The organism is Plantibacter sp. PA-3-X8, from assembly GCF_003856975.1.
In the GTDB taxonomy this organism is placed as follows: domain Bacteria; phylum Actinomycetota; class Actinomycetes; order Actinomycetales; family Microbacteriaceae; genus Plantibacter; species Plantibacter auratus.
The window spans coordinates 1,230,603-1,255,905 of the sequence record NZ_CP033107.1; the positions used below are offsets into that span (position 1 = coordinate 1,230,603).

Annotated in this window: 29 protein-coding genes; 11 read left to right on the plus strand and 18 right to left on the minus strand. The window is 68.7% G+C overall.

Annotated elements, in window-relative coordinates; all coding sequences use genetic code 11:
* The 4 genes from EAO79_RS05895 to EAO79_RS05910 all read right to left on the minus strand — a co-directional run bounded on the left by EAO79_RS05895 (nt 1) and on the right by EAO79_RS05910 (nt 4,022).
* Nucleotides 1-507 carry a hypothetical protein gene (locus EAO79_RS05895; protein ID WP_124768347.1) on the minus strand — a complete coding sequence of 169 codons (507 nt, stop codon included), beginning with the start codon at nt 505-507 and terminating at the stop codon, nt 1-3.
* A gap of 127 nt (nt 508-634) precedes the next feature.
* Nucleotides 635-1,963 (minus strand): MFS transporter, encoded by a 1,329-nt coding sequence (locus EAO79_RS05900; RefSeq protein WP_164486904.1) that lies wholly within the window; start codon nt 1,961-1,963, stop codon nt 635-637.
* Nucleotides 1,963-2,979, minus strand: coding sequence for an alpha/beta hydrolase (locus EAO79_RS05905; RefSeq protein WP_124768349.1), 1,017 nt, complete (start codon nt 2,977-2,979; stop codon nt 1,963-1,965). Before EAO79_RS05905 ends, EAO79_RS05900 begins: the two co-directional genes overlap by 1 nt.
* Entirely contained in the window at nt 2,976-4,022 is a 1,047-nt protein-coding gene (locus EAO79_RS05910) for an alpha/beta hydrolase (protein WP_124768350.1), read from the minus strand. The genes EAO79_RS05905 and EAO79_RS05910 overlap by 4 nt, the downstream gene beginning before the upstream one ends.
* 110 nt (nt 4,023-4,132) lie before the next feature.
* Between EAO79_RS05910 and EAO79_RS05915 the strand changes: the two genes are divergently transcribed.
* The 3 genes from EAO79_RS05915 (at nt 4,133) to EAO79_RS05925 (ending at nt 7,730) form a co-directional block, all read left to right on the plus strand.
* On the plus strand, nt 4,133-5,140 hold the full coding sequence (locus tag EAO79_RS05915) for a LacI family DNA-binding transcriptional regulator (protein WP_124768351.1): 1,008 nt from the start codon (nt 4,133-4,135) through the stop codon (nt 5,138-5,140).
* Nucleotides 5,141-5,217: 77 nt separating this feature from the next.
* Nucleotides 5,218-7,539, plus strand: coding sequence for a carbon starvation CstA family protein (locus EAO79_RS05920; RefSeq protein ID WP_124768352.1), 2,322 nt, complete (start codon nt 5,218-5,220; stop codon nt 7,537-7,539).
* Nucleotides 7,539-7,730, plus strand: coding sequence for a YbdD/YjiX family protein (locus tag EAO79_RS05925; protein ID WP_124768353.1), 192 nt, complete (start codon nt 7,539-7,541; stop codon nt 7,728-7,730). Before EAO79_RS05920 ends, EAO79_RS05925 begins: the two co-directional genes overlap by 1 nt.
* A 28-nt stretch (nt 7,731-7,758) precedes the next feature.
* Here EAO79_RS05925 and EAO79_RS05930 read toward each other — a convergent pair whose 3' ends face one another.
* Together EAO79_RS05930 and EAO79_RS05935 are read right to left on the minus strand one after the other, a co-directional pair.
* Nucleotides 7,759-8,055, minus strand: coding sequence for a hypothetical protein (locus EAO79_RS05930; RefSeq protein WP_079704698.1), 297 nt, complete (start codon nt 8,053-8,055; stop codon nt 7,759-7,761).
* 143 nt (nt 8,056-8,198) lie between these two features.
* A complete protein-coding gene (locus tag EAO79_RS05935) occupies nt 8,199-8,867 on the minus strand; it encodes an NYN domain-containing protein (protein WP_124768354.1) in 669 nt (222 codons plus the stop codon).
* 182 nt (nt 8,868-9,049) lie between these two features.
* On the opposite strand from EAO79_RS05935, the gene soxR reads away from it, so the two are divergent.
* The gene (gene soxR / locus EAO79_RS05940) at nt 9,050-9,493 is read left to right on the plus strand and encodes a redox-sensitive transcriptional activator SoxR (protein ID WP_255377972.1); all 444 of its coding nucleotides are present in this window, start codon (nt 9,050-9,052) and stop codon (nt 9,491-9,493) included.
* Between the two features lie 20 nt (nt 9,494-9,513).
* On the opposite strand, the gene EAO79_RS05945 is transcribed toward soxR, so the two are convergent.
* The 4 genes from EAO79_RS05945 to EAO79_RS05960 form a co-directional block, all read right to left on the minus strand.
* A complete protein-coding gene (locus EAO79_RS05945) occupies nt 9,514-9,903 on the minus strand; it encodes an MmcQ/YjbR family DNA-binding protein (protein WP_124768355.1) in 390 nt (129 codons plus the stop codon).
* Nucleotides 9,904-9,926: 23 nt separating this feature from the next.
* The gene (locus tag EAO79_RS05950) at nt 9,927-10,448 is read right to left on the minus strand and encodes a hypothetical protein (protein WP_206428290.1); all 522 of its coding nucleotides are present in this window, start codon (nt 10,446-10,448) and stop codon (nt 9,927-9,929) included.
* An 80-nt stretch (nt 10,449-10,528) separates the two neighbouring features.
* Nucleotides 10,529-11,314, minus strand: coding sequence for an MBL fold metallo-hydrolase (locus tag EAO79_RS05955; protein WP_164486905.1), 786 nt, complete (start codon nt 11,312-11,314; stop codon nt 10,529-10,531).
* Nucleotides 11,315-11,372: 58 nt separating this feature from the next.
* On the minus strand, nt 11,373-12,023 hold the full coding sequence (locus EAO79_RS05960) for a TetR/AcrR family transcriptional regulator (protein WP_124768357.1): 651 nt from the start codon (nt 12,021-12,023) through the stop codon (nt 11,373-11,375).
* Nucleotides 12,024-12,213: 190 nt separating this feature from the next.
* On the opposite strand from EAO79_RS05960, the gene EAO79_RS05965 reads away from it, so the two are divergent.
* The 3 genes from EAO79_RS05965 (at nt 12,214) to EAO79_RS05975 (ending at nt 13,664) form a co-directional block, all read left to right on the plus strand.
* Nucleotides 12,214-12,420: a type II toxin-antitoxin system HicA family toxin gene (locus EAO79_RS05965; protein WP_124768358.1), complete on the plus strand. Its 207-nt coding sequence runs from the start codon at nt 12,214-12,216 to the stop codon at nt 12,418-12,420.
* Complete coding sequence (locus EAO79_RS05970) at nt 12,417-12,785, plus strand: antitoxin HicB (RefSeq protein ID WP_124768359.1); 369 nt, start codon at nt 12,417-12,419, stop codon at nt 12,783-12,785. The genes EAO79_RS05965 and EAO79_RS05970 overlap by 4 nt, the downstream gene beginning before the upstream one ends.
* Nucleotides 12,786-12,884: 99 nt before the next feature.
* Nucleotides 12,885-13,664: a CPBP family intramembrane glutamic endopeptidase gene (locus EAO79_RS05975; RefSeq protein ID WP_241160996.1), complete on the plus strand. Its 780-nt coding sequence runs from the start codon at nt 12,885-12,887 to the stop codon at nt 13,662-13,664.
* Nucleotides 13,665-13,667: 3 nt separating this feature from the next.
* Here the strand turns inward: EAO79_RS05975 and EAO79_RS05980 are convergent, their stop codons facing one another.
* The 3 genes from EAO79_RS05980 to EAO79_RS05990 all read right to left on the minus strand — a co-directional run bounded on the left by EAO79_RS05980 (nt 13,668) and on the right by EAO79_RS05990 (nt 15,317).
* Nucleotides 13,668-14,357 (minus strand): SOS response-associated peptidase, encoded by a 690-nt coding sequence (locus EAO79_RS05980; protein ID WP_124768360.1) that lies wholly within the window; start codon nt 14,355-14,357, stop codon nt 13,668-13,670.
* A gap of 91 nt (nt 14,358-14,448) precedes the next feature.
* Complete coding sequence (locus tag EAO79_RS05985; RefSeq protein ID WP_124768361.1) at nt 14,449-14,973, minus strand: GNAT family N-acetyltransferase; 525 nt, start codon at nt 14,971-14,973, stop codon at nt 14,449-14,451.
* Complete coding sequence (locus EAO79_RS05990; RefSeq protein WP_206428291.1) at nt 14,970-15,317, minus strand: helix-turn-helix transcriptional regulator; 348 nt, start codon at nt 15,315-15,317, stop codon at nt 14,970-14,972. Before EAO79_RS05990 ends, EAO79_RS05985 begins: the two co-directional genes overlap by 4 nt.
* 84 nt (nt 15,318-15,401) lie before the next feature.
* Here EAO79_RS05990 and EAO79_RS05995 point away from each other — a divergent pair, with 84 nt between their 5' ends.
* The gene (locus tag EAO79_RS05995) at nt 15,402-16,721 is read left to right on the plus strand and encodes an NAD(P)-binding domain-containing protein (protein ID WP_124768362.1); all 1,320 of its coding nucleotides are present in this window, start codon (nt 15,402-15,404) and stop codon (nt 16,719-16,721) included.
* Between the two features lie 16 nt (nt 16,722-16,737).
* Here EAO79_RS05995 and EAO79_RS06000 read toward each other — a convergent pair whose 3' ends face one another.
* Complete coding sequence (locus EAO79_RS06000; RefSeq protein ID WP_124768363.1) at nt 16,738-17,136, minus strand: low molecular weight phosphatase family protein; 399 nt, start codon at nt 17,134-17,136, stop codon at nt 16,738-16,740.
* A gap of 21 nt (nt 17,137-17,157) precedes the next feature.
* Nucleotides 17,158-17,832 carry a helix-turn-helix domain-containing protein gene (locus EAO79_RS06005; protein ID WP_124768364.1) on the minus strand — a complete coding sequence of 225 codons (675 nt, stop codon included), beginning with the start codon at nt 17,830-17,832 and terminating at the stop codon, nt 17,158-17,160.
* A 48-nt stretch (nt 17,833-17,880) separates the two neighbouring features.
* Here EAO79_RS06005 and EAO79_RS06010 point away from each other — a divergent pair, with 48 nt between their 5' ends.
* The gene (locus tag EAO79_RS06010; RefSeq protein WP_241160997.1) at nt 17,881-18,636 is read left to right on the plus strand and encodes an MIP/aquaporin family protein; all 756 of its coding nucleotides are present in this window, start codon (nt 17,881-17,883) and stop codon (nt 18,634-18,636) included.
* An 11-nt stretch (nt 18,637-18,647) separates the two neighbouring features.
* Nucleotides 18,648-20,027, plus strand: a complete 1,380-nt coding sequence (locus tag EAO79_RS06015; RefSeq protein WP_124768365.1) for an FAD-dependent oxidoreductase — start codon at nt 18,648-18,650, stop codon at nt 20,025-20,027.
* A gap of 77 nt (nt 20,028-20,104) precedes the next feature.
* Here EAO79_RS06015 and EAO79_RS06020 read toward each other — a convergent pair whose 3' ends face one another.
* The 3 genes from EAO79_RS06020 to EAO79_RS06030 form a co-directional block, all read right to left on the minus strand.
* A complete protein-coding gene (locus EAO79_RS06020; RefSeq protein WP_124768366.1) occupies nt 20,105-21,088 on the minus strand; it encodes a TerC family protein in 984 nt (327 codons plus the stop codon).
* Nucleotides 21,089-21,359: 271 nt separating this feature from the next.
* Nucleotides 21,360-22,397: a LacI family DNA-binding transcriptional regulator gene (locus EAO79_RS06025; protein ID WP_086472833.1), complete on the minus strand. Its 1,038-nt coding sequence runs from the start codon at nt 22,395-22,397 to the stop codon at nt 21,360-21,362.
* The gene (locus EAO79_RS06030) at nt 22,390-23,973 is read right to left on the minus strand and encodes a sugar ABC transporter ATP-binding protein (RefSeq protein ID WP_124768367.1); all 1,584 of its coding nucleotides are present in this window, start codon (nt 23,971-23,973) and stop codon (nt 22,390-22,392) included. Before EAO79_RS06030 ends, EAO79_RS06025 begins: the two co-directional genes overlap by 8 nt.
* Nucleotides 23,974-24,241: 268 nt before the next feature.
* Between EAO79_RS06030 and EAO79_RS06035 the strand changes: the two genes are divergently transcribed.
* Nucleotides 24,242-25,240 carry an ABC transporter substrate-binding protein gene (locus EAO79_RS06035; RefSeq protein ID WP_086472835.1) on the plus strand — a complete coding sequence of 333 codons (999 nt, stop codon included), beginning with the start codon at nt 24,242-24,244 and terminating at the stop codon, nt 25,238-25,240.
* Nucleotides 25,241-25,303 lie beyond the last annotated feature (63 nt).

Sequence of the window (25,303 nt, forward strand, 5' to 3'; positions counted from 1 at the left end):
TCAGCCCGCCCGCACCTGTCGGCCCCGCGAGTCGATGTCGGGCACCGTGGCGGTGGTGGCCGCTTCGCGCGAGCCGAGGGCGGTGAGTGCAAGCTCGACCGCCTCCCGCACGCTCAAGCCGGTCGCCGTGAGGGTGTTCAGCTGCGCGAGGGCCTCGGGATCCACGATGACGACCGAGACGGGCGACTCGGGCCCCGCCTCGCCCACGGCGGACCCGGCGCGAGCCCGACGGGTGGTGAGCCCGCGAGCGATCCACGCCCGGTTCCTCTCGACATCGATCTTCAACAACCGTTTGTTGTTCCGGACCCGTTCGGCGACGAGTCTGCCCTCGTGGATGTCGGAGTACACCTGCCAGCGCGGGTAGAGGAGCCGGGTCGCGAGGTCGGTCGGTCGCAGGGGGACCGGGAGGTCGTCGATGAAGTCCTGCAGCACGGCGTCGGCGAGCGCCTCGCGGAGCGGTCGCCGCTGCAGGGTGTCGTCGGGCGAAGCTGGGAACGGCAGGGTCATGGGGATCCGGTGGTCAGAGGTCGGGTATGGTCCAGTGTCACTCCGGGTCCTGCGCCCCGGGTGGACTTCACCTGGAAACCACCCCGGAACCAACCCCTGCAATCCGTTGACCGTGCAAGTGCCGGTCTCATCGCACGGACCTGATCGGCAGCACGGCGAGTCCGCCCAGGACGGCGAACACGATCGCCGCGACATACAGCGCGTGATAGTTCTCCCCGCCACCGAGCGCGAGCAGGGGGACGGCGACGATCGGTACGAGCAGCTGTGGGAGCTGATAGGAGAGGGAGACGATGCCGAGGTCCTTGCCGGCCTCGTCGAACGACGGTAACACCTCCGTCATGAGGGCGATGTCGACGGACACGTAGGCCCCCTGCGCCGCTCCGACGATGAAGATGCCGACGAGGAACACGGTGACGTCGGGGGAGATGATCGCGACCCCGAGTCCGACCGCGCTCAGGAGGCTGGAGAAGAGCACGATCGGCTTGCGTCGCCCGGTCCGGTCGGAGATCCAACCGAACAGGACCGTCATGACGATGTTCCCGACCGTGAAGATGATGAGCGCGTTCGCCTGGACACCCGACGCCTGCTCCTTCGGGATGCCCAACTGGTCGATGATGAAGAACAACAGGTAGATCGACACCGAGACGATCGACATCGTCACGAGCAGGCGGCAGGCCCACGCCCAGAAGAAGTCGCGATAGCGCACGGGGTTCAGCCAGTACGTGGACAGGATGTCGGCCACGCGCAACGGCGGAGCAGGTACCGTCCGCACGATGTCCCGGAGCCCGAACACGAGCGCGGTGCTCAGGACGCCGCCGATCAGGCCCGGCACGACGAACCAGGTCCACCGCGCGTCGTTGGGGAGGGCGGCGACGATCTGCGCGCCGACGATCAGGGCGAGCCCGCCCGAGACGCTGGCTGCCGCTGCGACACGCGCCCGGATCCGCGCCGGGATCTGATCGGCGAGCAGCGCGTGCACCGCCATGTTCGTCGCACCGAAGCCGAGCTGCACGATGCTCCACCCCAGGATCGTCACCGCGAGGCTGTCACCCGTCGCCAGGATCGCGACCCCGCCGAGCGCCACGACTGCTCCGCCGAGCATCCACGGCCGCCGCATCCCGAAGCGCGAACGCGAACGGTCGGACAGCCGGCCGAACAGCGGCGTGATGATCATGATGACGACGCCGCCGACCGCCGCGACGATCGAGAGGTTCGTCCCCTTCGTCGCGTCGTCGAGGAACGCGAGGGCCTTCGGGATCGACGCCCCGCTGATGGTGCCGAGCGCCAGCGTGACCCCGAACCAGGCCAGGACGAACAGCGGCAGGAAACCGCGCGCCTGCGGTGACCCGGGGACGGCGTCCGGATCGACCGCCGCGACGGGGACGGCGTCACCGATGCGCGGCTCCGGCTCGGCGGGCCCCGTGGACGGACCGGTGGGTGGGGTGAGAGCTGACATCATCGTCTCCTCGGCTGGATCGGTTCGGGTACGAGCGGGTTTGTCCCGTAGGCCTCACGGAGCGCAGTGGCCTGGACCGCCTGCCACTCCCTCGCGCCCGCCATGACGGCCGTGAGACCACCCGACGCATGGACGTGGCCGCGCCCGATCCACGTCACCGTCGGGACCCCCGCCTCCACGAGTCGGCGTCCGTACGCCAGACCCGCGTCGCGGAGCGGGTCGTGCTCGGCGACCTGGATCAGCGTGGGCGGCAGGTCCGAGAGGTCGTCGGCCTCGAGCGGGGAGGCATAGGCGTCCGCCGCCCGCGGACCGCCGAGGTACAGCGGCACGAGTGCCTCCGCGTCGTCCAGCCCGAACCCGCGCGCGTACCGTGTGGCGGAGTCGCCCGACGGGGTCAGCGACACCGCGGGGACCTCGAGCGCCTGATGGACGAGGGGGAGGTCACCCGAGTCACGCAGGTGGAGGACGGCGCTCGCCGCGATCCCGCCACCCGCCGAGTTGCCGGCGATGCCCAGGCGGCCTGGATCGACGTCGAAACGGCTCGGGCCTGCTTCGGAGGTCAGGACCTGCAGGGCGTGGATGGTGTCGTCGACGGCGGCCGGATAGGGGTGCTCGGGTGCGAGCCGGTATCCGAGCGCGACGACCTGGATCCCGGCGGCGAAGGCCCGGGCGGCGAGCAGTCGGTCGTTCAGGAGCTCGTGGACGGTGCCGGACGTGAAGCCGCCGCCGTGCAGCGCGAGTTGGGTCGGCGCCGGAGACGGGAGTCCTTCCGGGCGGTACCGGCGGAGCTCGAGCCGGCCGGCCCGTCCGTCGATCCAGCTCGTGGTGATCTCGACCGACGGTGGCGCGGGTTCGGTGAACTCCTCCGCCAGGAGATCGGAGAGCCGCCGCGCCGCCTGCCGACGGAGGGCGAGGTCCGAGGAACGGAGTGCCGGCAGCTGCTCCGCGTGCTGCTCGATCCGCCCAGCCCAGGCGAGGATGCCCGGATCCAGCCGCAGCTCCTCCACGGACGTCACCGCGAGGCCTCCGCCGGCTCGCGGAGCGGCGCGCCGTAGCTCACCGGGTCCTCGTGCAGCGTCCGCAGGGTCGTGATGACGTCGCGGTGCAGGTGGTCTGCGGCCGGGACGTGACCGGTCAGCCCGCCGGAGGTGTGCGTCTGCCCGATGTACCGGACGCAGCTCACCGGCACGCCGGCCTCGCTCAGCACGCGGGCGTAGGCCTCGCCGTCTCCGCGGAGCGGGTCCATCTCCGCCGTGTAGATGACGGCCGGTGGCAGATCCCGGTGGTCGGTCGCGAGGAGTGGCGACGCGTACGGTTCGTGCTGCGTCGCCCGGTCCGGCCCCAGGTACTGGAGCACGAGCTGGCGCGCGAGGCGACGCAGGATGGCACCCGGCACCTGCGTGATCCCGCGGGCGTCGAGGTGTCCGCGCGTCAGGTCGAGCGCCGGAGCCTCGAGCAGCTGCAGCCGGATCGGCCGCTTGGTGCGGTCCCGGTTCATGAGGGTCACGGCGGCGGCGAGGTTCCCGCCCGATGATGCACCGCCGATCGCGAGTCGGTCGGGGTCACCGCCGAGTGAACGCGCGTGCTCGGCCGCCCACTCGAACACGGACCAGCACTGCTCCGGCTGTGCGGGGTACCGGACCTCCGGGGCCAAGGAGTACTCGCCGGCGACGATGATGACACCGGCCTCCCTGGCGCGGCGACGGAACCCGGCGTCCCAACCGATCCAGTCGATCCCGGCGATCGTGAAGCCACCGCCGAAGAAGTACACGAGGACGGGCCGGCCACCGGACACACCGTCGGCCAGGGCGGGGAGTCGCTGCTGGTCGGGCCAATAGACGCGGAGCCGTGCGTCCGGGTGGCCGGGCACGTGGACGGTGTGGTCCTCGGTCGCTGCCACGAGGGTCTCGGTGCCGAGCGCCTCGGAGGACACCCGGTCGAAGGCGGCCGCGTGTGCTCGCCGCCCGACGGGATCCTTCGGCTCGGGCGTCTGCAGCGCTGCCAGACGCCCGGTGATCGCCGTGACGAACGCGTCGACGGTGGGCTTGCTCCGAGCCATGGTGTTCCTCCGATCCCGGCATCGATGCCGTGTCCGGTTCGAGTATCCGCTATCGAAGAACTTCGATCAAAGAACTTTTTACGAGCTAGGATCGTCGGAGGAGGTGCGCCATGTACGAGCGACCGCAGAAGGCGACGATCTACGCGGTGGCCAAGCGTGCCGGCGTGAGCATCTCGACCGTCTCCCTGGCCATCAACCACCCGCAGCGCGTGAACGAGGCGACGCGACGATCGGTCATCGCCGCAGCGACGGAGCTCGGTTACCGCGGTGGTGCCGCCGCGAGCGGTGCTCAGCGGATCGCCGTCGCTGCGCCGTTCTCGAGTTACGCCTCCTACTACCGGCGACTCTCGGGGATCATGGAGCGCGCCGCGATGGACTCGGTCGAGATCGTCGTGCACGACCTCCCCTCGGCGGCGGGGAGCGACAATCCCGTCCTCGACGCGCTGCCCATGCGAGCGGGGATCGACGGCATCGTGGTGATGGGCGTGCCGCTGTCACCGGCCGCGTTGGAGTCGAAGGCGCTCCCCGGCCCGCCCGTCGTCCTCGTCGACGTCCCGGACGGCGCGCAGCGGCGGCTCGGGCTGCCCTCCGTCCTCATCGACGACGAACGGGGTGGTGAACTCATCGCGCGACATCTCGCGGAGCTCGGTCACGAACGCGTGGTGTTCCTCCACGAGCCGCAACGCTCCGAGGAGTACGTGTCGGCCGGCATGCTGCGGGCGCGCGGCCTCGGTCACCTGCTCTCCGTCTCCGAGGCCGTGGCCGACGTCGCCTCGACAGACCTCGTCGAAGCCGTCGGTGCCGCGCTCGAGCGGGCGTTCCAGGTCGACCCGGAAACGACCGCCGTCGTCGCCAACCACGACGAGCTGGCCGCCGCCGCGCACCGGGCGTTCCGCGTCACCGGCGCGCACCTGCCCGTGGGACGCTCGCTCGTCGGCTACGACGACGGACCGCTGGCTTCCGCGCTCGACCTCACGACGGTCCGCCAGCCGTTCGAGGAGTCCGGGTACGCCGCGCTCGATCTCCTGCTCGGTCGCCTCTCGGGTGAGCACGCCCGCGTCTCATCGGTCCAGCTCGCACCCGACCTGGTCGTCCGAGGCACCACCTTCCGCGTCTGACCCGACCTCGCGAGCGCCCGCCGCCGCGACGCTGTTAGCCTCGACGCACGAACACCACCGTTGAGGGAGGAATCGTCATGGGCAACGACGCCGGACGACAGGACCGAGCACGCGCAGGATCGAAGCGGGACGGAGCGCTGCAGCCCGCGGGTGGCGGGGAGGCGGAACCCGTCCTGGTCCAGGATCCGGAGCTGCCGCCCACGGCGGTCGACGAAGCCGACCTCGCCCCGAGATGGACCCCGGCGAAGGTGATCCTGTGGGTCGCCATCGCCTTGCTCGGCGGTCTCGCCTGGACGATGCTCGCCCTCGTCCGGGGTGAGACGGTCAACGCGATCTGGTTCGTCTTCGCGGCGGTCTGCACCTACCTCATCGCCTACCGCTTCTACTCGAAGCTCATCGAACGCAAGCTGCTGCGCCCCGACGACCGACGAGCCACCCCGGCCGAGTACCTCGCCAACGGCAAGGACTTCGTCCCCACCGACCGCCGGGTGCTGTACGGCCACCACTTCGCGGCGATCGCCGGAGCCGGTCCACTCGTCGGCCCGGTGCTCGCGGCACAGATGGGCTACCTGCCCGGCACCATCTGGATCATCATCGGCGTGATCCTGGCGGGTGCCGTGCAGGACTACCTCGTCCTCTTCTTCTCGATGCGCCGCGGCGGCCGCTCCCTCGGCCAGATGGCGCGCGACGAACTCGGCGTGATCGGCGGCACTGCGGCGATCATCGCGACGCTCGCGATCATGGTCATCATCGTCGCGATCCTCGCCCTCGTGGTCGTCAACGCGCTCGGCGAGAGCCCGTGGGGTGTCTTCAGCGTCTCCATGACGATCCCGATCGCACTCTTCATGGGCGTGTACCTGCGCTTCATCCGGCCGGGCAAGATCACCGAGATCTCGATCATCGGTTTCGTCCTCCTCATGTTCGCGATCGTGGCCGGCGGCTGGGTCGCCGAGACCGAGTGGGGCGCCGCGGCGTTCACCCTCGACCGCACGGTCATCGCCGTCGGGATCATCGTCTACGGCTTCGTCGCCGCGATCCTGCCGGTGTGGCTGCTCCTCGCACCACGCGACTACCTCTCCACGTTCATGAAGATCGGCACGATCGTCATGCTCGCGGGAGCGATCGTCCTCGTCCGCCCGGAGATCACGGTGCCGGCGTTCAGCGAGTTCGCCGGTGGCGACGCCGGCCCGGTCGTGAGCGGCTCGCTGTTCCCGTTCCTCTTCGTCACGATCGCGTGCGGCGCCCTCTCCGGCTTCCACGCGCTCATCGCGTCCGGCACCACGCCCAAGCTGATCGAGAAGGAGCGCCAGACCCGTTTCATCGGGTACGGCGGCATGCTCATGGAGTCGTTCGTCGCGATCATGGCCCTCGTCGCGGCACTGTCGATCGACCGCGGCATCTACTTCGCGATGAACTCCTCCGCAGCGGCCACTGGCGGCACCGTCGAGGGCGCGGTCGCCTTCGTGAACTCGCTCGGCCTCGCCGGGGTGAACCTCACGCCCGACGTGCTCACGCAGACGGCGGCGAACGTGGGGGAGGAGTCGATCGTCTCCCGCACCGGCGGTGCGCCGACGCTCGCCCTCGGCCTCGCGCACATCATGCAGCAACTCATCGGCGGCACGTCGCTCATGTCGTTCTGGTACCACTTCGCGATCATGTTCGAGGCGCTGTTCATCCTCACCGCGGTCGACGCCGGGACGCGCGTGGCACGCTTCATGCTGCAGGACACCTTCGGCAACATCATCCCGAAGTTCCGCGACCCGGACTGGCGGGTCGGAGCTTGGATCTGCACCGCGGTGATGGTGGCGGCGTGGGGAGCGATCCTCATCATGGGCGTCACCGATCCGCTCGGCGGCATCAACACCCTCTTCCCGCTGTTCGGCATCGCGAACCAGCTACTCGCCGCCATCGCGCTCGCCGTGTGCATGGCGATCGTGGCGAAACGCGGGAACTTCCGCTGGCTGTGGATCGTCGCCGTCCCGCTGGTGTTCACCGCCGTGGTGACGATCACCGCGTCGATGTTCAAGATCTTCTCGCCGGTGCCGGCCGTCGGCTACTGGGCGCAGAACGCGGCGTTCCGTGAGGCGCTCGCAGCGGGCGAGGACAGCTTCGGCAACGCACCGACGCGGGCGGCGATGGAGGCGGTCGTGCGGAACACCACCGTGCAGGGGGTGCTCTCGATCCTGTTCGTGACCCTCGCGATCATCGTCATCTCCTTCGCGATCCTCCACACCGTGCGGTCGTTCCGCTCGGGTGGCGGGCCGAGTTCGGAGGATCCGGCGCTGCCGTCGCGACGGTACGCGCCGTCGGGGCTCATCGCCACGAAGGCGGAGAAGGTGCTCGAGCGCGAGTGGTCGACCGTGGACGCCGACAAGCGACCCGCGCGGTCGGGGCACTGATGGCCGGCTTGCGGCGGGGTTGGGCCGCGCTGCGGTGGTTCGTCACCTCGCTGATGGGCGACACCGCCTACGCCACCTACGTGGATCACCAGCGTCGCGTCCATCCCGACGCACCGGTCCCCGACGAGCGCACATTCTGGCGGGAGCGCTTCGCGGAGCAGGACCGGACGCCCGGCTCGCGCTGCTGCTGAACGCGCGGGGCGCTCGTGCCGTCGCGTCCTACTGGTCCACGGCGTGGACGGAGAGGACGACCTGCTCCTCCGGCACGAGCGCCTCGAGGGCTTTGCGAGCGCTCGGGTAGTCGCGACCCTCTGCCTCGATGGTGCGGGTTGCCGTCGGTCGGAAGACCGCGGTGCCGACGAGGTCGCCGTTCACTCGACCGCCGCCGTGCAGCCCGGCGAGGGCGTGCCCGGGCGGGGTGGAGGCGAGGACGGCGGCACGCAGGGCGGCGACGTCGGGTGCGGAGGCTTCGGTGGTGATGGTCGCGCGGTCGCGGACGGTGGCGATGAGCTTCACCCCTCCAGCCTACGGAACGTCGTGTTCCGGGCAACCCTCCACAACCTCTGCCGGAGGCGGATGCTGGAGGTATGATGGATCTACACACCCCCGGATACTTCGGTTACCGGTTAGAAGGCCCCACTCGTTGGGGCCTTCGGAATTTAAGTGGTCGACCAAGCGGGCGGGCGATGGAATCTGCCCACGGCATCGGTGAGCTGGTCGGGATACTGACAGGCGCTGAGGTCGGATTCTTCAATGGTGCCGATGACATCAGGGGCCGTCTTCACCAGTTCTTTCGAGAGGCGGGCGGTCGGCATCGGAAAGATGATGCCAGTCCGGTACCCGAGCTCGTGCTTGAGCATCGAGATCGGCCCGGCCAGGTCGGAGTCGTTCGACAGCATGACGTAGAGGTCGGCAGTGTCCGCGTGTGCGTCGGCGATCATCCTTGACGCCAGATTGACGTCCGAACCCTTCTCCTCAAGTTTGCGGACGGCGACGGTCCTGTGGCGTCCCGTCACTGGGTCGATGGTCACTGGGTGGAGGGGCATGTGACGCTTGTCGTTGCGGAACGTCCCGAGATGGACCTCGACGCGAGGGTCGGCCCGGACCGCACGCAGATACATCTGCTGACGCACAGGTGTCTGAGGATCGATTGCCATTCCCGGCCGAAGCATCGCCGTGAAGTAGCGCACCAGATCGATGTCATACCCAGGCAGGAGCCGTTCGGAGAGTTTCGGCAGGTCCAGCCACTTCAGGTGTGGTCTGCCCGTGAGCAATCGGCGGTAGAGATTGAAGCCGTCGACGTAGACGCGCGCTCTGGGTCGTGGCATGCGTTCAGGGTATGGGGCTGACGGTGAACACCCGGCGCAGGAGGCGCTTCGACGTATACAAGTTCACTCACGTCGCAGTGGGGAGCGCACCCCATCCGCCCTGACCCGCTCGTGTACCGTCGAGACGAGCGTCGGACCTGAAGGCGGCTTGAGGTCGATGCGAGGAACGAGGGTGGGATACTGTGCACAGTCCGGACGAGTTGCTCAGTGTCGGCGAGATGAGTCGTCGCACCGGCGTCGCGGTGTCGGCGCTGCACTACTACGAGCGGCTCGGCCTCATCGGTTCCGAGCGGACCGCCGGCAACCAGCGGCGATACCCCCGGCACATGCTGCGTCGCGTCGCGCTCATCTCGGTCGCGAAGCGCCTCGGTATCCCGCTCGAAGACGTGGCGGAGGCGTTCGCCGACGTGCCGCTCTCCAGCACCCCGAGTCACGAGGACTGGCAGCGTGCCTCCCGCCGCTGGCAGAAGGTCCTCGAACAGCGTCGGCGCGGGATCGAGCAACTCGAACGCGAGCTCACCGGCTGCATCGGCTGCGGCTGCCTCTCGATGAAGGCGTGCACGCTCCTCAACCCCGATGACGAGCTCGGCGACACCGGCACCGGCGCGAGGCGCATCCCGGTCTGAGCGCACTGCCTGCCCGGTGTTCAGCCGTCGTGGCGTTGTCCGAACGTGGCGGGATCGACCGGGCGCAGTCGCTTCGGCAGCCCCTCGACGACGAGCAGGTACGACTCCGTGACGAGGTCGTCGACGAACGCCGGTTCGAGCTCGCCGTCCGGCTTGAGCGAGATCCAGTGCCGTTTGTTCATGTGATATCCGGGGATGATGTCGGGGAAGGCCTCGCGCAGACTGTGACTGTCCTCGGGCCTCGCCTTCAGGGTGACGATGGGTTCGCCCGTCGCCCCCGTCTGCAGCATGAAGACCTTGCCGCGGACCTTGTAGACGTCCCACTCCTCGCCGAACGGGTGCGTCAGCTCCGCACCGGGGAGTTCGTCGGCGCGGCGGGCCGCCCGGTCCTGCAGCTCCGAGCCGTGCATCGTGGTCCTCCTCGGAGTCGGCGTCAGCCCTGGGTGTCCGTGGGCCTGAGCCCCGCCAGGTTCTGCAGCGGGCACCAGGCGCCGAGGCGCGGGTAGTCGATGGTCACGCCGACGACCCCGTGCTCGCCGAAGGACCGGACCCAGTCGATCGCCGCAGGCATCGGGACCGCGAGCAGCGACACCGTGGCGTCCGGCGGGACCAGCCCGTTCGCGTACGCGGCCTCCTGCGCTCGTTTCCCGCTGCTGTAGATGCCGATCAGGTTCCCCGGTTGCGCTGCGAGTGCGTACGGCCGCGGGTTGTCCTCCGGGCCACGGTTGATGAAGACCCACCGGTCGAGTGCGGCGACCGCCCGCCAGAGTCGGATCTGAGCGTCGATGTCGTCCGGCGCCGCCCGGCAGGCCTCGTTCAGTGCATCGAGCTCGGCGAGAACCTCGGGAGCGGGTTCGAGGGTGCGGCCCTGGCTCGGCTGCTCCGGGGCGCCGGTCTGCTCATCGACCGGGCTGTCGTTGTTCGGGCTGCCGTCGCGGCGGAACGGGTTCTTCATGGTCACTTCCTCGTGGCTCGGGATCCGGGTTCGGGGACGTGGCCAACGCTATCGCAGGGGTCCGACGGGGAGCCGGAGGTTCAGAACGCACTCCCGAAGGCGAGGGCTTCGGCCGCTGCCTGCGCCGGCGAGCCGAAGAACGCCGGGCCGTGTCCCGGCAGCACGACGGAGGCCGGGAGTCCGGCCAGCGTGGTCAACGACTGGCGGGCGCGCTGGAGATCGCCGTGGAACATCTCGGGGAGCAACTGCGGGCCGCCGTGCGGGCTGGTGGGGTGCGCGGTGACGAGTGCGTCGCCCGCGACGAGGACGCCGTGCTCGACGAGGAGGAATCCGAGGTGCCCGCGCGTGTGGCCGGGGAGGGGGAGCGGGCGGACCGCGACACCGAGGGTCGCGCGGAGCTCGGGCACGTCCTCGATCGCGGTGACCGACGTCGGCGGCACGACCTCGAGTCCGCCGGCCTCGACGGCATGGCTGACCCAGGCGGCGACCCCGGGACGTTCCAGATGCGGCTGCACGTCGGCGAGTCCGACCTGCTCGAGCACCTCCCGGCGGACGTTGGGGATCTCGTCGCGGGACGCGAGGATGTCACACTCCGCCAACCCGGCGATGAACGTCGCGTTGCCGATGTGGTCGCTGTGTCCGTGGGTGAGGAGGATCGCCTGCACGTCCTCGACCGCGTAGCCGAGCGCGCCGAGGGTCGCGGTGACGGCCGCGCCGTCGCCGGGGTAGCCGGTGTCGATGAGGACCGGCCCGAGGTCGCCCTCGACGATGATCCAGTTGACGGACGGACCCTGCACGAGGTGTACCCGATCCGTGACCGTGGTGCTGCGGGTGGTGCCGTTCGGCATGGCGTCGATCTGGGACATGGGCGTCCTTCCGATTGCGGAGACGGGTTCGGGGGAGGGGTCGGTGCTCGGGGGAGGGTCAGTGCTCGGCCGGTCCGGCGACGAGCTCATGAGCGGCCGCTGCGGCGGTCGTCGTGGCTGCAGCGCCGGCGGGGTCGACGGTCGCGAGGATCGGCCGGATCAGCGTGATCAGTCGCTCGCTGAGCTCGGCCGCATCGTCGTCGCCGACCGTCGTGGTGACGAGTCCGAAGCAGGCGTCGAGCAGGACGTCTGCGACGCCGTCGAGGTCCGGGAGGTCGAGATCGTGCGCTGCGGCCTCCATGCGGAGGTTCGTGCGGGTGTATGCCCGCCAGTCGAACACCGTGTAGACCGGGTCGTCCATCCGTGGCAGTTCATGCAGGAGCCGGATGGCGCCCATCGCGATGCGGGATCGCTGCGCTTCCTGCGCCGAGGCGAGGATCATCGTCACCCAGCGGAGTGCGCCGTAGGGCACCCCGATCCGCGCGTCCGCCGCCTGCCACCGCTCGTCCTGCTCGGCGATCACCGCGTGCGCGAGACTCCGCTTCGACGGGAACAGGTGGTACCCGATGACCGATTTCGGCTTGCCCATGACGGACGCGATGCCGGAGAACGACGTCCCGGCGTAGCCGTTCCGGCCGAACTCGAGCCCGGCGGCGTCGATGATCTCGTCGCGGACCTGGTTCATCGCGTACTGGCGCAGACCGCTCACGAGCGCTCCTTCGAGGTGGAGGGCCCGTCGATCGGGCCGCTAGACGATCGTCTGAGTCAGACGCTCGTCTAGCTTAGACGAGCGTCTGTGAGGAAGCTGGGACCTGGGCAATGGCCCTGATTCGACCTCTCCGACACGTGTTGTCTAGGGGACCTAGACATTGACGATATAGCCCCCCTAAACTACCGTGATGGTCAAGCCGATGAGGTACAAGGCGATAGTCGCTCTGCTGCGGGACGCGGGGTTCGCGCCACGACAGGGGAAGGGCGACCATGAGAACTGGTCGAACGGCCCGTTCCGTGTCACCATCACTCAGGCGAGGGACGTGTCGCCGGGTCTGGTTCGGAAGGTGTTGCAGACGATCGAGGCATCGAGGAAGGACGAGTCGAAGCGATGAACATCACAGCGATGGCGTACAAGTGGGAACACGGTTGGGAACTTCACCTCGATGGTGAGCCGGTCAGCCAGGTCGCAACGCTCGACAAGGCCGAGCAGCAGATCCGCGACTATCTCGACACCGACGACCCCGGCGTTGATCACAGCGGGTGGGTGGTGACCGTGATTCCTGAAATCGGTGCCCTCTATGACGAGGTCGTCGCCGCGCGTTCCGCTACCGAGGAAGCGACGGCAGCGTCCGCCGCGGCGGCAGCCCGCGCACGTGCAGCGGCTCGGCATCTTCGCGAAGCGGGATTCTCCGTGACGGACTCCGCCGCGATCCTCGGCGTCTCGCGAGGCCGCGTGTCTCAGCTCGTCGCACGCTGATCGGCCCGCTATCGGAAGCGCTGAGACGATCATCGATTCGAGCACTTGCGCCCGATACATTGGAGCGTCGATTCCCCGCCGATTGGAAGGCAACAGCCTATGCGCGTCACCCCTCGTGTCTGGATTGGCCTGGCGATCTACGTCGGTTACGTCGCCGTCATCTTCGTCGTATCGAAGCTCAGTGGGGTGGCGTACACCGAGATCGGGACGTCCGCAGAGTTCACGTGGCGAGGGGCGGTGCTCGACCTGGCGGTCGGTGCGGTGCTACTGACCATCACCACCTGGCTGTTGGGGTGGTGGAGGCCTGCCCTGTTCGAGCGGAGACGCTCCCACCACAAGTGGCCGATCTTCGTCCCCGCGCTCATGCTGGTCGTCGCCGTGGCGAACTTGGTCAACACCGACTGGTCGAGGTTCGACCCGTCGTTCCTCCTCTCCCTGCTCGCGCTGGGCCTGGCGGTCGGGTTCTGTGAGGAGCTGATGTCGCGCGGTCTGCTGCTGACGGCGTTCCGCTCACGTCTTTCCGAAGTGTGGGTGTGGCTGCTGACCTCCCTGCTCTTCGGAGCCATGCATCTGGTCAATGCAGCACTCGGCGCTCCATTCCTCAACACGCTCGGACAAGTGGTCCTCGCCGCGATGTCGGGCACCTGCTTTTACATCGTGCGGCGGGTGACCGGCTCCCTCATCTGGGCGATGGCGTTGCACGGCATCTGGGACGTCGCCGCGTTCTCGGTGGGCTTCGCCCCGCTCGGCACGCCCTGGGCGGCCTATCTGACGCCGGTCATCGGTATCCTCGCCGTCGCGGTCGTGTACTGGGTGATCAAGAGGACAGACGAGCGGCAGGCCGGATCCCGAACGGACGCGACACCCGCCCTGAGCTGACACTCAGGCCGGGAGCGGCTCGATGAGGTGCGGGCCCGTGTTACGGACGTTGTTCACGTCGCGCGTCACCTCGTAGTGGGTCAGGTCGTGGGCGACCGCGAAGGACTCCCGGTCGAGCAGCTGCAACAGCTGGTCGGTGTCGAGGTGGTCGCCGAGCCAGTCGTCGTAGCCGTCGGGGGTGAGGCAGGCGGGCATGCGGTCGTGGACCTCGCCCGGTGAGACGTGCGCGTCCCGCGTGATGATCGCCATCGACAGACGCCACGTGTCCGGGTCGCCCTCAGGTTTGCTGGGGTCGGGCCAGGCACTGATGATGCCCGCCATCGCGAGCGCGGCCTCGGGGTCGTGGATGAAGTGGGGCTGCTTGCCGGTCTCGGTGACGACCCACTCGTAGTACCCGCTGGCCGGGACGATGCACCGTGCCGAGGCGAAGGCCTTGCGGAACATGGAGGCGGTCGCGACCGTCTCCATACGCGCGTTGATGGGTTGTGGCCGTTGCTTCGCGAAGTCCTTGGCCCAGCCGGGGACGAAGCCCCAACGGGCGCTGGTCGCGGTCCGTTCCTCGTGCCGGGTGCGGACCACCGTCACCTCGGTGGTGGGCGCGACGTTGTAGTCGGGCGCAGGCGCCTCGAACTCGGCCACGAGGTCCGCGAGGAGGGTGGACGTGGAATCGGTGACGACGAAGCGACCGCACATGCGCTCAGCATAGAAGCGGGGAACCGTGAGGTCGAGGCCTCCCCGGCAGCGGGCGACTATTCGGCCGAGGGGCACCAGGTTACGAGAGTTCTCACACGTCAAGCGGAGGTGAAGGGGCCCGCCGCTCGAGGAGTACCGTGTCACGCCAGCGTCCGGCGTAGGGTCCATAACTCATGCGGGCGATCCGCTCGCGATGCCCGATCGTGCGGAACCCGACTCGTTCGTGCAGGACCAGGCTCGGGATGTTCTCGGGGAAGATGCTCGATTGGATTGTCCAGATCCCGGCGTCATCAGCGGCCGCGATGAATGCCGAGAGCAGCCGTGTTCCGACGCCGCGTCCTGCCGCTGCCGCGGCGACGTACACAGAGTGCTCGACCACGCCGCGGTACGCCTCGCGCGCAGAGACCGGCGATGCGGCGACCCACCCGACGACCGAACCCAAATCATCAACGGCGACGAGTCGGCCGATGGTCAGCTTGCCTGCGTCGAACTGTTCCCAGCTCGGTGCATCGGCCTCGAAGGTGGCGTTGCCGGTGGCGATGCCCTCGCGGTAGATGGTCTCGACCGCAGCCCAGTCGGCGGCGTCGAGCGGACGGATGGTGACGGCGTCGGTCACGGGCGGATCGCCTGGGAGGCGCGTTCGAGCCCGTCGGTGATGACGCGGAAGTACGCCCAGCGGCCGCGCTGTTCGCGGGTTGCGAGCCCGGCGTCGACGAGGATCTTCATGTGGTGCGACACGGTGGGCTGCGAGAGCCCGACGGGCTCGGTGAGGTCGCAGATGCACGCCTCCCCGCCCTCGCTCGCTGCGATCAGCGACAGCAGCCGGACACGGGTCGGGTCACCGAGCGCTTTGAAGGTGTGCGCGATCCGCTCGGCTTCGTCGAGCGCGAGCACCCCGCCGGTCACGGGGGTGCAGCACGCTGTGGCGTCGGCTTCCAGGAGGGGCAGTTCGATCAGCATGGACACATTCTGACACGTCGTATTGACATCTGTCGATGTATCGATCAGTCTCGATGCATTGATGGTTGTCGATTGGAGCTGATGATGGTGAACGAGCTGCCCGTGGTCGTGATCGGTGCAGGGCCGCAGGGGCTGGCTGCTGCAGCGCACTTGGTGGAGCGCGACGTTCCGGTGCTGGTCCTCGAGGCCGGTTCCTCGGCTGCTGCGGCGGTGTCGGAGTGGGGTCACGTGCGGTTGTTCTCCGACTGGTCCGAGCTGGTCGACGCGGCATCCGCTCGACTGCTCGCACCGACCGGCTGGACGGCGCCGACGACGGGGTACCCGACTGGCGCGCAGTGGATCAGCTCCTACCTCGCGCCGCTCGCTGACGCCCTGGGAGAGCGGGTGCGGTTCGACGCTCGTGTTGTCGGGGTGTCTCGTCGTGGTCGCGATCGGCTCGTGGACGCCGGCCGGGCAGAGCAGCCGTTCACGGTGCACGTGGAGTCCGCGGACGGCGAGTACCGCCTCGACGCTCGGGCGGTCATCGACGCCTCGGGCACCTGGTCGACGCCCAACCCGGCTGGGGCGGACGGTCTGCCGGCACTCGGGGAGCGGGCCGCGTCCGAGAAGCTCAGCTACCGGATCCCGGACTTCCGGGATCGGGCCGGGTTCGAGGGCAAGCACACCGTCGTCGTCGGCTCCGGCCACTCCGCGGTCACCGCGGTCATCGCGCTCGCGCGGATCGTACGCCGCAACCCGGACACCACGGTCACCTGGGTGCTGCGCCGCGGCACGGTCGGGAACACCTTCGGCGGCGGCAACGCTGACGAGCTGCCCGCCCGTGGGGCGCTGGGCGTAAAGGCGAAGGAACTCGTCGACGGTGGCCTCATCAACCTCGTCACGGGCTTCCGCGTCGAGCGCGTGACGCGCGACGGTGACCAGACCGTGTTGGTGTCGGAGGACGGCCGCGAGCTGCCCGCCGCTGATCGGGTGGTCGTGCTGACCGGGTTCCGCCCTGATCTGTCGTTCCTGTCGGAGCTGCGGATCGAGCTGGATCCGACGCTGCAGGCTCCAGTGCGGATCGCGGTCGAGGTCGACCCGAACCTGCACTCCTGCGGCTCGGTTGCCGCAACCGGTGCGAAGGATCTCGAGCAGCCGGAACCGGACTTCTACATCGTCGGCGCGAAGTCCTACGGGCGGGCGCCGACGTTCCTCGCGATGACCGGCTACGAGCAGGTCCGCTCCGTCGTCGCAGCCCTCGCCGGCGACCAGGCTGCGGCCGAGCGCGTAGAACTGGTCCTCCCGGACACCGGCGTGTGTGGCGGGGCCGGCCTGTTCGATGCCGCTGGTGCGTCGCTGGGTGGCTCATGCTGCGCGGTGCCGGAGCAGGTGCTGCAGATCGGTCGCGCACCAGCAAGCGTCTGACCGCTTGCTGCGGGAGCTACCGGGTGAGCAGCTCAGTGCGGATCTGCTCGGCCACGGCTTCCCGCAGCGGGCGCACGGCTTCGACATCCCAGGCCTCGGGGTTCGGGAACGACCAGGCCAACACCTCGCCGCGCGGGGTGGCAGGCAAGGTCAGGCCGGGCTTCATGAGCACCACGACGTCGGCCTGATCCAGGTCAGCGGCAGTGACCGCGCGTGGCAATCGGTCGGTGATGTCGAGGCCGAGCTCAGCGACGGTCGCGGCGACCGCAGGGTTCACAGCATCCGACGGAGCGAGGCCTGCTGAGGTGGCGGTGAAGCGGTCTCCGGCGAGGTGTTCGAGGAGGGCCGCGCCGAGTTGGGAACGGCCGGCGTTGTGCTGGCAGATGAACAGGACGACGGGCTTGGTCGTGGTCATGAGGGTGCTGGTGCTTTCTGATCAGGAGGCGAGCAGGCGGGGAGCGAGGTCCGCGATGCGGCGCTCCAGTTCGGTGTAGGCGGCGTCGAACGCGGCATCGGTGCCGGCGCGTACCGGGTCGGGGATCGACCAGTGCAGATCGCCCGTGACGCCGATCTCCTCGTGCGCGTTATCGCAGACCGTGATGACGAAGTCCCCATCACCCAGCACCGCGTCCAATGCGCTCGGCGCACTCGACGGGAGGGCGAGCTGGTGGCGTGCGGCAGCAGCGATCGCGCCAGGGGCGATCTGTTCGGCCGGGTGGGTGCCACCGGAGGCGACGGGGATGGTGCTCTGCCGCGCCCAGAGGGCGGCGGCGAGTTGTGAGCGTGCAGAGTTCGCGGAGCACACGAACACGACTCGGCTGGCCGTGCCTGCAGCGCCGGGCATCAGGCCGTCGAACTCGCCAGGGGTGAGGTGGACGTAGCTGCGTCGCTTGTCGCCTTCGGACGTCGTGCGGGTGATCATGCCGACGGATTCGAGAACGTTCAGGTGGTGCGTGAGCAGGTTACCCGGCGTGCCGAGTGCGACCCGGATCTCCGTCGGGGACAGGTCACCCAACGTCAGCAGATCGATCATCTGTAGGCGCGTGGGATCGCTCAGCGCGGCGTGCTTCGCAGCCCGCGCTTCGACCACTTCAGTTCGTTCGACGTTCATTGGTTCAATATTGACTGAAGTAACTTTGTGAGTCAAGATGATGCCGCCATGAACCCATCGAATCCCGCTCCCATCCCGGTCCGACCGCATCTGCTGCGTCGGATGCTTGCCGAGTTCGTCGGCACCGGACTCCTGGTGGCGATCGTCGTCGGCTCCGGGATCATGGCGCAACGACTGTCCCCGGATGACGTCGGGCTGCAGCTGCTGCAGAACAGCCTGACGACCGCGCTCGGGCTCGCCGTGCTGATCCTCACCCTGGTCCCGGTCTCCGGCGCACACTTCAACCCGGTGGTGTCACTCGTGGACTGGTGGGTGAGCCGCGGCACCCCGCACGGTCTGCCGGTGCGCGACGTCGCGCCGTATGTGGCCGCGCAGATCGTTGGCGGAATCGCTGGCACCGTACTGGCCGGGGCGATGTTCGGCACAGCACCAGTGCTCTCCACGACGGACCGGGCGAGCGCTGAGACGTTGCTCGGTGAGGTCGTCGCGGCTGCCGGGCTCATCCTGGTGATCTTCGCCCTAGCTCGCTCCGGGAAGGGCGCGGTGACCGCGGCCGCGGTCGGTGGCTACATCGGGGCGGCGTACTGGTTCACCAGCTCGACGTCGTTCGCGAACCCGGCCGTGACGATCGCCCGCATGTTCACCGACACCTTCGCCGGGATCGCCCCGGCCTCGGTCGGCCCGTTCATCCTCGCGCAACTCATCGGCGCGACCCTTGGGGTCGGCCTGGTGCTCGTGCTCTATCCGACTCCCGCGCGCAGCACCGCTGCGGCCGTGGCTCCACAACCTGCAGCTCAGCTCTGAAAGGCACCCTCATGCATCTCGCAGTCATCGGCGGCAGTGACGCCGGTATCTCCACCGCCCTCCGCGCCCGGGAGCTCGACCCCTCCGTGGACGTGACGGTGATCGTCGCTGACGCCTACCCGAACTTCTCCATCTGCGGCATCCCCTACTACTTCTCCCGCGAGGTCCAGCCCTGGCAGTCCCTCGCGCACCGCACCCACGCCGACCTCGAAGCCACCGGCATGAACCTGCGCTTGAACACGCTTGCGACCGGTATCGATGTCGCCGGCCAGCGCCTCACCGTCCGCGACGAACACGGGACGGAGTCGACCATCGCCTACGACGAACTCATGGTCGGCACCGGAGCCTCACCCTCCACCGCCGGCATCACCGGCCTCGACCAGCTCGGCCCCGCAGACGGCGTGCATCTGCTGCACTCGATGGGCGACACCTTCGCCCTCGAGCACTACCTGGACACCCACCAGCCGGAGACCGCGATCATCGTCGGTGCCGGGTACGTGGGCCTGGAAATGGCCGAAGCCCTCACCGTCCGCGGCCTCCAGGTCACCCAGCTGCAGCGCGGCCCCGAAGTGCTCTCCACCCTCGACCCAGAACTCGGTTCCCTCGTCCACGACGAACTCACCCGCCACGGCGTGAACGTCATCACCGACACCCGCGTGGAGCACCTCAGCAAGACGAACAGTGGTCTCGCCGTGACCGGCCTGCAGGACGGACGGCCGTTCGAGCGCAGCGCCGAGCTCGTGCTCGTCGTCGTCGGCGTCCGGCCGAACACGAGCCTGCTCACGGAGGCCGGCGCTGCAACTGGGCCGGGTGGTGCGGTGGTCGTCGACGAGCAGATGCGCACCGGCCTGCCGCACGTCTGGGCGGCGGGCGACGGCATCGTCACCCACCACCGCCTGCTGGGCGTCACGTATCTGCCGCTCGGCACGACGTCGCACAAGCAGGGCCGGGTCGCTGGCGAGAACGCGATCGGCGGCAACACCCGCTTCGCCGGCAGCCTCGGCACCCAAGTGGTGAAGGTCTTCGACCTGGTTGCCGCTCGCACCGGGCTCCGTGACCACGAAGCGGTCGCGGCCGGATACACGCCGCACAGCTCCACGGCGATCGCGGACGACCACAAGGCCTACTACCCGGGCGCAACACCGATCAGCATCCGCATCACCGGAGCGACCGACAGCGGGCTGTTGCTCGGTGCGCAGCTCGTCGGCACCCGCGGCGCGGAGATCGCGAAACGCGTCGACACCTACGCCACCGCCCTGCACCACGGCATGACGGTTGACGCGATGAGCGACCTTGACCTCTCGTACACGCCGCCACTCGGCTCCCCGTGGGACGCCGTGCAGGTCGCGACACAGGCATGGAGCCGGAGTCTCAAAGTCCTGAACGGTTAGGAGGCCGCCGGCTGCTCCGACGACGAGGCGACCGCACATGCGCTCAGCAGAGGAGCGCATGTGCGGTCGGTCGACCCCTACCGCTCGAGGCCCGCTCGTGCGTCGCGGCGGGTCTTCGCGAGCGAGGCCACCGTCGCCACGGTGATGGTCGCGGCGATGAAGAGCAGCGAGAACCAGATCGGGATGTCGGGGATCCAGTCGATGTGCTGACCGCCGTTGATGAACGGCAGCTCGTTCACGTGGAGGGCGTGGAACACGAGCTTCACGCCGATGAAGGCGAGGATGACGGCGAGCCCCTGGGCGAGGTAGACGAGGCGTTCCAGCAGACCACCGATGAGGAAGAACAGCTGGCGGAGGCCCATCAGGGCGAAGGCGTTCGCGGTGAACACGATGTACGCCTGCTCGGTGAGGCCGTAGATCGCGGGGATCGAGTCGACCGCGAACACGAGGTCGACGAACCCGATCGCGACGATCGTCAGCAGCATCGGCGTGAAGAAGCGCTTGCCGTCGATCCTCACCGAGAGTCGGTCACCGTGATAGGTGTCGGTGATCGGGAGGATGCGGCGGGCGAATCCCACGACCTTGCCGTTGGCCGGGTCGCTCTCGTGGCTGCCGAATGCTTGGCGGTACGCGAGGAACAGCAGCAGCGCGCCCATCAGGTAGAAGATCCAGGAGTAGTTCTCGATGAGTGCGGCGCCGACGGCGATGAACGCGCCGCGCATGATGAGCGCGATGATGATGCCGATCATCAGCACCTTCTGCTGGTACGCCTTCGGGACGGCGAACCCGGCCATGACGATGAGGAAGACGAACAGGTTGTCGATCGACAGCGCCTTCTCGGTCAGGTACCCGGCGAAGTACTCGCCGCCGTACGTCCAGCCGGAGACGAGGCCGATGCCGACGCCGAACAGCAGGGCGAGGCTGACGTAGAAGATCGACCAGCGTGCCGACTCGGCGATCGTCGGTTCGTGGGGCTTCCGCACGTGCGCGAAGAACTCGTAGACGAAGAAGAGGATCGTGACACCGATGGTGATGATCCAGATCAGCGGGGTGACGGCCATGGTGGCTCCAGGGGCTCGAGGACGGGACTCCGACGCGATGGTCGGAACACGGTCTTCTCCACTCTCGATGAGAGCCGACACCCCGGGACCCGATGGCGGATCCGTACTGACGAGCATGTCGCGAAGGAGTACTCCCCCTGCTCCGACAAGTGTAGGTCAGGGGGTGGACGGGGTACCTGGGAATTCGCCCTTCGACAGGCTCAGGGACCGGGATGGGGCTGAGGGACCGGTGTGGGGCAGGGGCCGGCTGAGGCTCAGGGACCGGAGGTGCTCAGGGGACGTCGACCCGGCGCCTCGCCAAGCGCTCGGCGTTCGCCGTCGCCGTGGAGTCGCGCAGGATCAGCTCCGGTACCGAGGGTGGCACCGCTCCCGGGGGTTCTCCGTTGACGTGGTCGAGCAGGGTCGCGAGCAGCGTCCGGCCGACCTGTTCGAAGTCCTGCCGCACGGTGGTGAGCGGCGGCGAGAGGTGCTCCGCCTCGGGGATGTCGTCGAACCCCACGACGCTGAAGTCGAGCGGGACCCGGAGTCCGCGTTCGGTGAGCGAGTGCATGAGCCCGAGAGCCATCTGGTCGTTGGCGGCGAACACCGCGGTGACCTCGTCGTCCAGCTGACGGCCGAGAGCGTATCCGGAGGTCGGCGTCCAGTCGCCGGTCCCGACGACCTGAGCGACGAGACCCGCGGTGGCGAGTTCGTCTCGCCAGCCGCGCTCGCGCTCGCGGGCGTCGATCGCGTCCGGTGGTCCGGCGAGGTGCCCGATGCGCCGGTGGCCGAGCCCGATGAGATGGGCGGTCGCGGCACGCGCGCCGGCGTACTGGTCGACGCCGACGGTGACCATACCTGCACGTGGCGTGGCGTGCAGGGCCACGAGCGGCACGCTGAGTTCCATCCCCGCCACGATGTCGGTGACCCCCTCGCGTGCGCTGATCACGGCGATCCCCTCGACGTTCTGGCGCAGGAACCCCTCGACCGCTGCACGCGCGGAACCCGGGTCGCTGTCCACCATGTTCGCGGTGAAGACCGACCAGCGGGCGTCGCGGGCCGCGGCGTTGAAGTGCAGGACCGAGGACGAGGGCCCGAACTCGGTGCCGCCGGTGGCGATGAGGCCGATGGTCCGGGATCGCTTCGTGACGAGCGTCCGGGCGGCGGGGGAGGGGACGTAGCGCAGCTGCTTGATCGCTTCGTCGACCCGCGCCTTCGTCGCCGGGCGCACGTTCGGGAGGTCGTTGAGCACCCGTGAGACGGTCTGGTGCGAGACCCCCGCGAGCCGCGCGACGTCGAAGATCGTCGCATGACGGGACGGCTCAGCCACGCGGTCCCCTCTCGTCGTCGGCGGTCGTGATCGGTTCCGGCGGGGCCTCGTCCGGCCCCTCCGAGATCGCGGCCAGCAGCTTCGAGACGGTGAGGTCGTAGTTCGGGAGGTCGGCGACCTTCCGTCGGTCGCGCAGCACGGCGATCCGGTGGCTGATGCGCAGGACCTCCTCGAGTTCGGCTGAGATGAACACGACCGACAGACCGTTCTCGGCGAGCCGGGTCACGAGCTTCTGGATCTCGGCCTTGGCGCCGATGTCGATGCCTCGGGTCGGTTCATCGAGCACGAGCAGCCGAGGAGCGAGCGCGAGCCACCTCGCCAAGAGTACCTTCTGCTGGTTCCCGCCTGAGAGCTCCTTCATGAGGGCATCTGGATTAGCGGGTTTGATACCCATCGCCTGGATGTAGCTCTCGGCCAGTTCGTTCTGCCGACGCAGCGGGATCCGTCTGAACCACCCGAGGTCCGCCTGGAGGGCCAGCGCGATGTTGTCGCGCAGGCTGAGGTCGCCGATGATCCCCTCGGTGCGACGGTTCTCCGACGCGTAGACGATCCGTTGCTTGAGGGCGCGACGCGGGGATCCGAGGCGGGTGGCCCTCCCGGCCACCTCCACCGAGCCGGTGTCGGCCCGGTCGACGCCGGTCAGGAGTCTGGCGAGCTCCGTCCGTCCTGAGCCGAGCAGGCCGGCGATGCCGACGATCTCGCCCTCGTAGACCTTCAGGTCGATCGGTTCGATCGCACCCTGGCGCCCGAGCCCGATCGCCGCGACGAACGGGTCCTCACCGTCCAGGGCGTCGCCCTCGTCGGAGGTGTCGAGCCCGCGTCGGATCTCGTCGAAGGTCGCGAGCTCCTTGCCGATCATCTTGTGGACGAGGTCGATCCGGAGCAGTTCGTGTGGGAGGTACTCCCCGACGAGACGCCCCTCCCGCAGCACGGTGAGTCGGTCGGAGATCTCGTAGACCTGGTCGAGGAAGTGCGAGATGAAGAGGATCGCGACGCCCTCGGTCTTGAGGATCGAGATGACCCGGAACAGTTCGGTGACCTCGTCGTTGTCGAGGCTCGAGGTCGGTTCGTCGAGGACGAGCACCTTGGTGCGCACGGCGATCGCCCGGACGATCGCGACGAGCTGCTGGATCGCCGGCGGGTGGGCGGAGAGCTGCGAGGCCGGGTCGATGTCGAGTCCGACGACGGCGAGCAGTTCGCGGGCGCGCTCGCGCATCCGCCTCCCCGAGATCCCTCCCCAGGCGTGGCGTGGTTCGCGGCCCAGGAGGATGTTCTCGGCGACGGTCAGGTTGGGGAGGAGGTTGACCTCCTGGTAGACGGTGCTGATCCCGTGCGCCTGGGCGTCGGCGACGCTCGAGAACGAGACCTCGCGTCCCTCGAGGAGGATGCTTCCGCTGTCGATCCGATGGACCCCGGTCAGCGACTTGATCAGGGTCGACTTCCCCGCTCCGTTCTCGCCCATGAGGGAGTGGACCTCGCCGGGGAACAACCGGAGGTCGACGTCGTCGAGCGCCTTGACACCGGGGAAGCTCACGGAGACACCGCGCAACTGCACGAGTGGCGTGGGCGAGGTCATCTGCAGCTCTCCATCGAGGTGGTCGCGGCCGGGGTGTCCGCTGATCACCTGACTCTAGCGCGCACGGTGGCGCCGCCGGGAGGCCGCTCCGGAAGAATTGTGAGGGCTAACATTGCCTGTTGACAACCACTTCGAGCCGTGGCTAATGTTCAGCACAACGCAGATGTGATCGCTAACAATCACCGACCACCTGCGTCACCGCAGCACCACGCACGTCACATTCACGCCGCACCCATCGTCGGGACCGCGGGTCTCAAAGAGGAGAACAATGTTCAAGACAACACGTGTCCGCGCACTCGCGGGCCTCGCCCTGGTCGGCGCTCTCGCGTTCAGCGCGACCGCCTGCTCGAGCGGTTCCGGAAGCTCCGACGGCGACGCCGGTTCCGACGGCGAACTCACCACCATCGGCTTCGTGGCCGTCGGTCCCGAAGGCGGATGGCGCACCGCGAACGAGAAGAACATCCAGGACTCGTTCTCGAAGGAGAACGGCTTCGACCTCAAGTACGCACCGGCGACGAACGGCGACCAGAACTCGCAGATCACCGCCTTCACCTCGTTCATCGACGAGGGCGTCGACGCCATCCTGCTGTCCGCCACCGAGGCGACCGGCTGGGAGAGCGTCCTGGAGCGCGCGAAGGAGGCCGAGATCCCCGTGGTCCTGCTGGACCGCGGCATCGAGCCGAACGACACCGAGCTCTACACGAGCCGCATCGCCCCCGACAACGTCGGCATCAGCGCCTCGGCCGCCGAGTGGGCGAACGGTCAGTTCCCCGACGGCGCCAAGTACGTCGTCCTCGAGGGCCCTCCCGGCCTCTCCGTCGTCAACGACCGCAACAAGGGCTGGGACGACACCATCGACCCGAACTTCACCAAGCTCGAGTCGCAGTCGGCCAACTGGTCCACCGAAGAGGCGAAGAGCGTCTTCGAGACCATCCTCAAGGCGAACAACAACGACGTCCAGCTCGTTTTCGCACAGAACGACGAGATGGGCCTCGGCGCTGCACTCGCCGTCGAGGAGGCCGGCCTGAAGCCCGGAACCGACGTCAAGATCATCACGATCGACGGCACCAAGGCTGCGCTCGAAGCACTCGCCGCCGGACGCCTGAGCTTCGTCGCCGAGTACAACCCGCTGTTCGGTGAGACCGCGATCGACATCGTCAAGAAGGCACTCGCCGGCGACAAGGTCGAATCGGACATCGTGGTGCCGAGCGTCACGTTCGACTCCCCGGACGCCGCGACGGCAGCACTGCCCGAACGCGCCTACTGATCCGACCCGGTCGCCCGGCAGCCACTCCCTCGCTGCCGGGCGACCGCCCACCCGCTTCCCGGG

Excerpts from the sequence above, each read along its gene's own strand:
- EAO79_RS05895 (WP_124768347.1), bottom strand. The coding sequence starts at position 507 with ATGACCCTGCCGTTCCCAGCTTCGCCCGACGACACCCTGCAGCGGCGA.
- EAO79_RS05900 (WP_164486904.1), bottom strand. The coding sequence starts at position 1,963 with ATGTCAGCTCTCACCCCACCCACCGGTCCGTCCACGGGGCCCGCCGAG.
- EAO79_RS05910 (WP_124768350.1), bottom strand. The coding sequence starts at position 4,022 with ATGGCTCGGAGCAAGCCCACCGTCGACGCGTTCGTCACGGCGATCACC.
- EAO79_RS05915 (WP_124768351.1), top strand. The coding sequence starts at position 4,133 with ATGTACGAGCGACCGCAGAAGGCGACGATCTACGCGGTGGCCAAGCGT.
- EAO79_RS05920 (WP_124768352.1), top strand. The coding sequence starts at position 5,218 with ATGGGCAACGACGCCGGACGACAGGACCGAGCACGCGCAGGATCGAAG.
- EAO79_RS05925 (WP_124768353.1), top strand. The coding sequence starts at position 7,539 with ATGGCCGGCTTGCGGCGGGGTTGGGCCGCGCTGCGGTGGTTCGTCACC.
- EAO79_RS05935 (WP_124768354.1), bottom strand. The coding sequence starts at position 8,867 with ATGCCACGACCCAGAGCGCGCGTCTACGTCGACGGCTTCAATCTCTAC.
- EAO79_RS05945 (WP_124768355.1), bottom strand. The coding sequence starts at position 9,903 with ATGCACGGCTCGGAGCTGCAGGACCGGGCGGCCCGCCGCGCCGACGAA.
- EAO79_RS05950 (WP_206428290.1), bottom strand. The coding sequence starts at position 10,448 with ATGAAGAACCCGTTCCGCCGCGACGGCAGCCCGAACAACGACAGCCCG.
- EAO79_RS05955 (WP_164486905.1), bottom strand. The coding sequence starts at position 11,314 with ATGTCCCAGATCGACGCCATGCCGAACGGCACCACCCGCAGCACCACG.
- EAO79_RS05965 (WP_124768358.1), top strand. The coding sequence starts at position 12,214 with ATGGTCAAGCCGATGAGGTACAAGGCGATAGTCGCTCTGCTGCGGGAC.
- EAO79_RS05970 (WP_124768359.1), top strand. The coding sequence starts at position 12,417 with ATGAACATCACAGCGATGGCGTACAAGTGGGAACACGGTTGGGAACTT.
- EAO79_RS05975 (WP_241160996.1), top strand. The coding sequence starts at position 12,885 with ATGCGCGTCACCCCTCGTGTCTGGATTGGCCTGGCGATCTACGTCGGT.
- EAO79_RS05980 (WP_124768360.1), bottom strand. The coding sequence starts at position 14,357 with ATGTGCGGTCGCTTCGTCGTCACCGATTCCACGTCCACCCTCCTCGCG.
- EAO79_RS05990 (WP_206428291.1), bottom strand. The coding sequence starts at position 15,317 with ATGCTGATCGAACTGCCCCTCCTGGAAGCCGACGCCACAGCGTGCTGC.
- EAO79_RS05995 (WP_124768362.1), top strand. The coding sequence starts at position 15,402 with ATGGTGAACGAGCTGCCCGTGGTCGTGATCGGTGCAGGGCCGCAGGGG.
- EAO79_RS06000 (WP_124768363.1), bottom strand. The coding sequence starts at position 17,136 with ATGACCACGACCAAGCCCGTCGTCCTGTTCATCTGCCAGCACAACGCC.
- EAO79_RS06005 (WP_124768364.1), bottom strand. The coding sequence starts at position 17,832 with ATGAACGTCGAACGAACTGAAGTGGTCGAAGCGCGGGCTGCGAAGCAC.
- EAO79_RS06010 (WP_241160997.1), top strand. The coding sequence starts at position 17,881 with ATGAACCCATCGAATCCCGCTCCCATCCCGGTCCGACCGCATCTGCTG.
- EAO79_RS06015 (WP_124768365.1), top strand. The coding sequence starts at position 18,648 with ATGCATCTCGCAGTCATCGGCGGCAGTGACGCCGGTATCTCCACCGCC.
- EAO79_RS06020 (WP_124768366.1), bottom strand. The coding sequence starts at position 21,088 with ATGGCCGTCACCCCGCTGATCTGGATCATCACCATCGGTGTCACGATC.
- EAO79_RS06030 (WP_124768367.1), bottom strand. The coding sequence starts at position 23,973 with ATGACCTCGCCCACGCCACTCGTGCAGTTGCGCGGTGTCTCCGTGAGC.
- EAO79_RS06035 (WP_086472835.1), top strand. The coding sequence starts at position 24,242 with ATGTTCAAGACAACACGTGTCCGCGCACTCGCGGGCCTCGCCCTGGTC.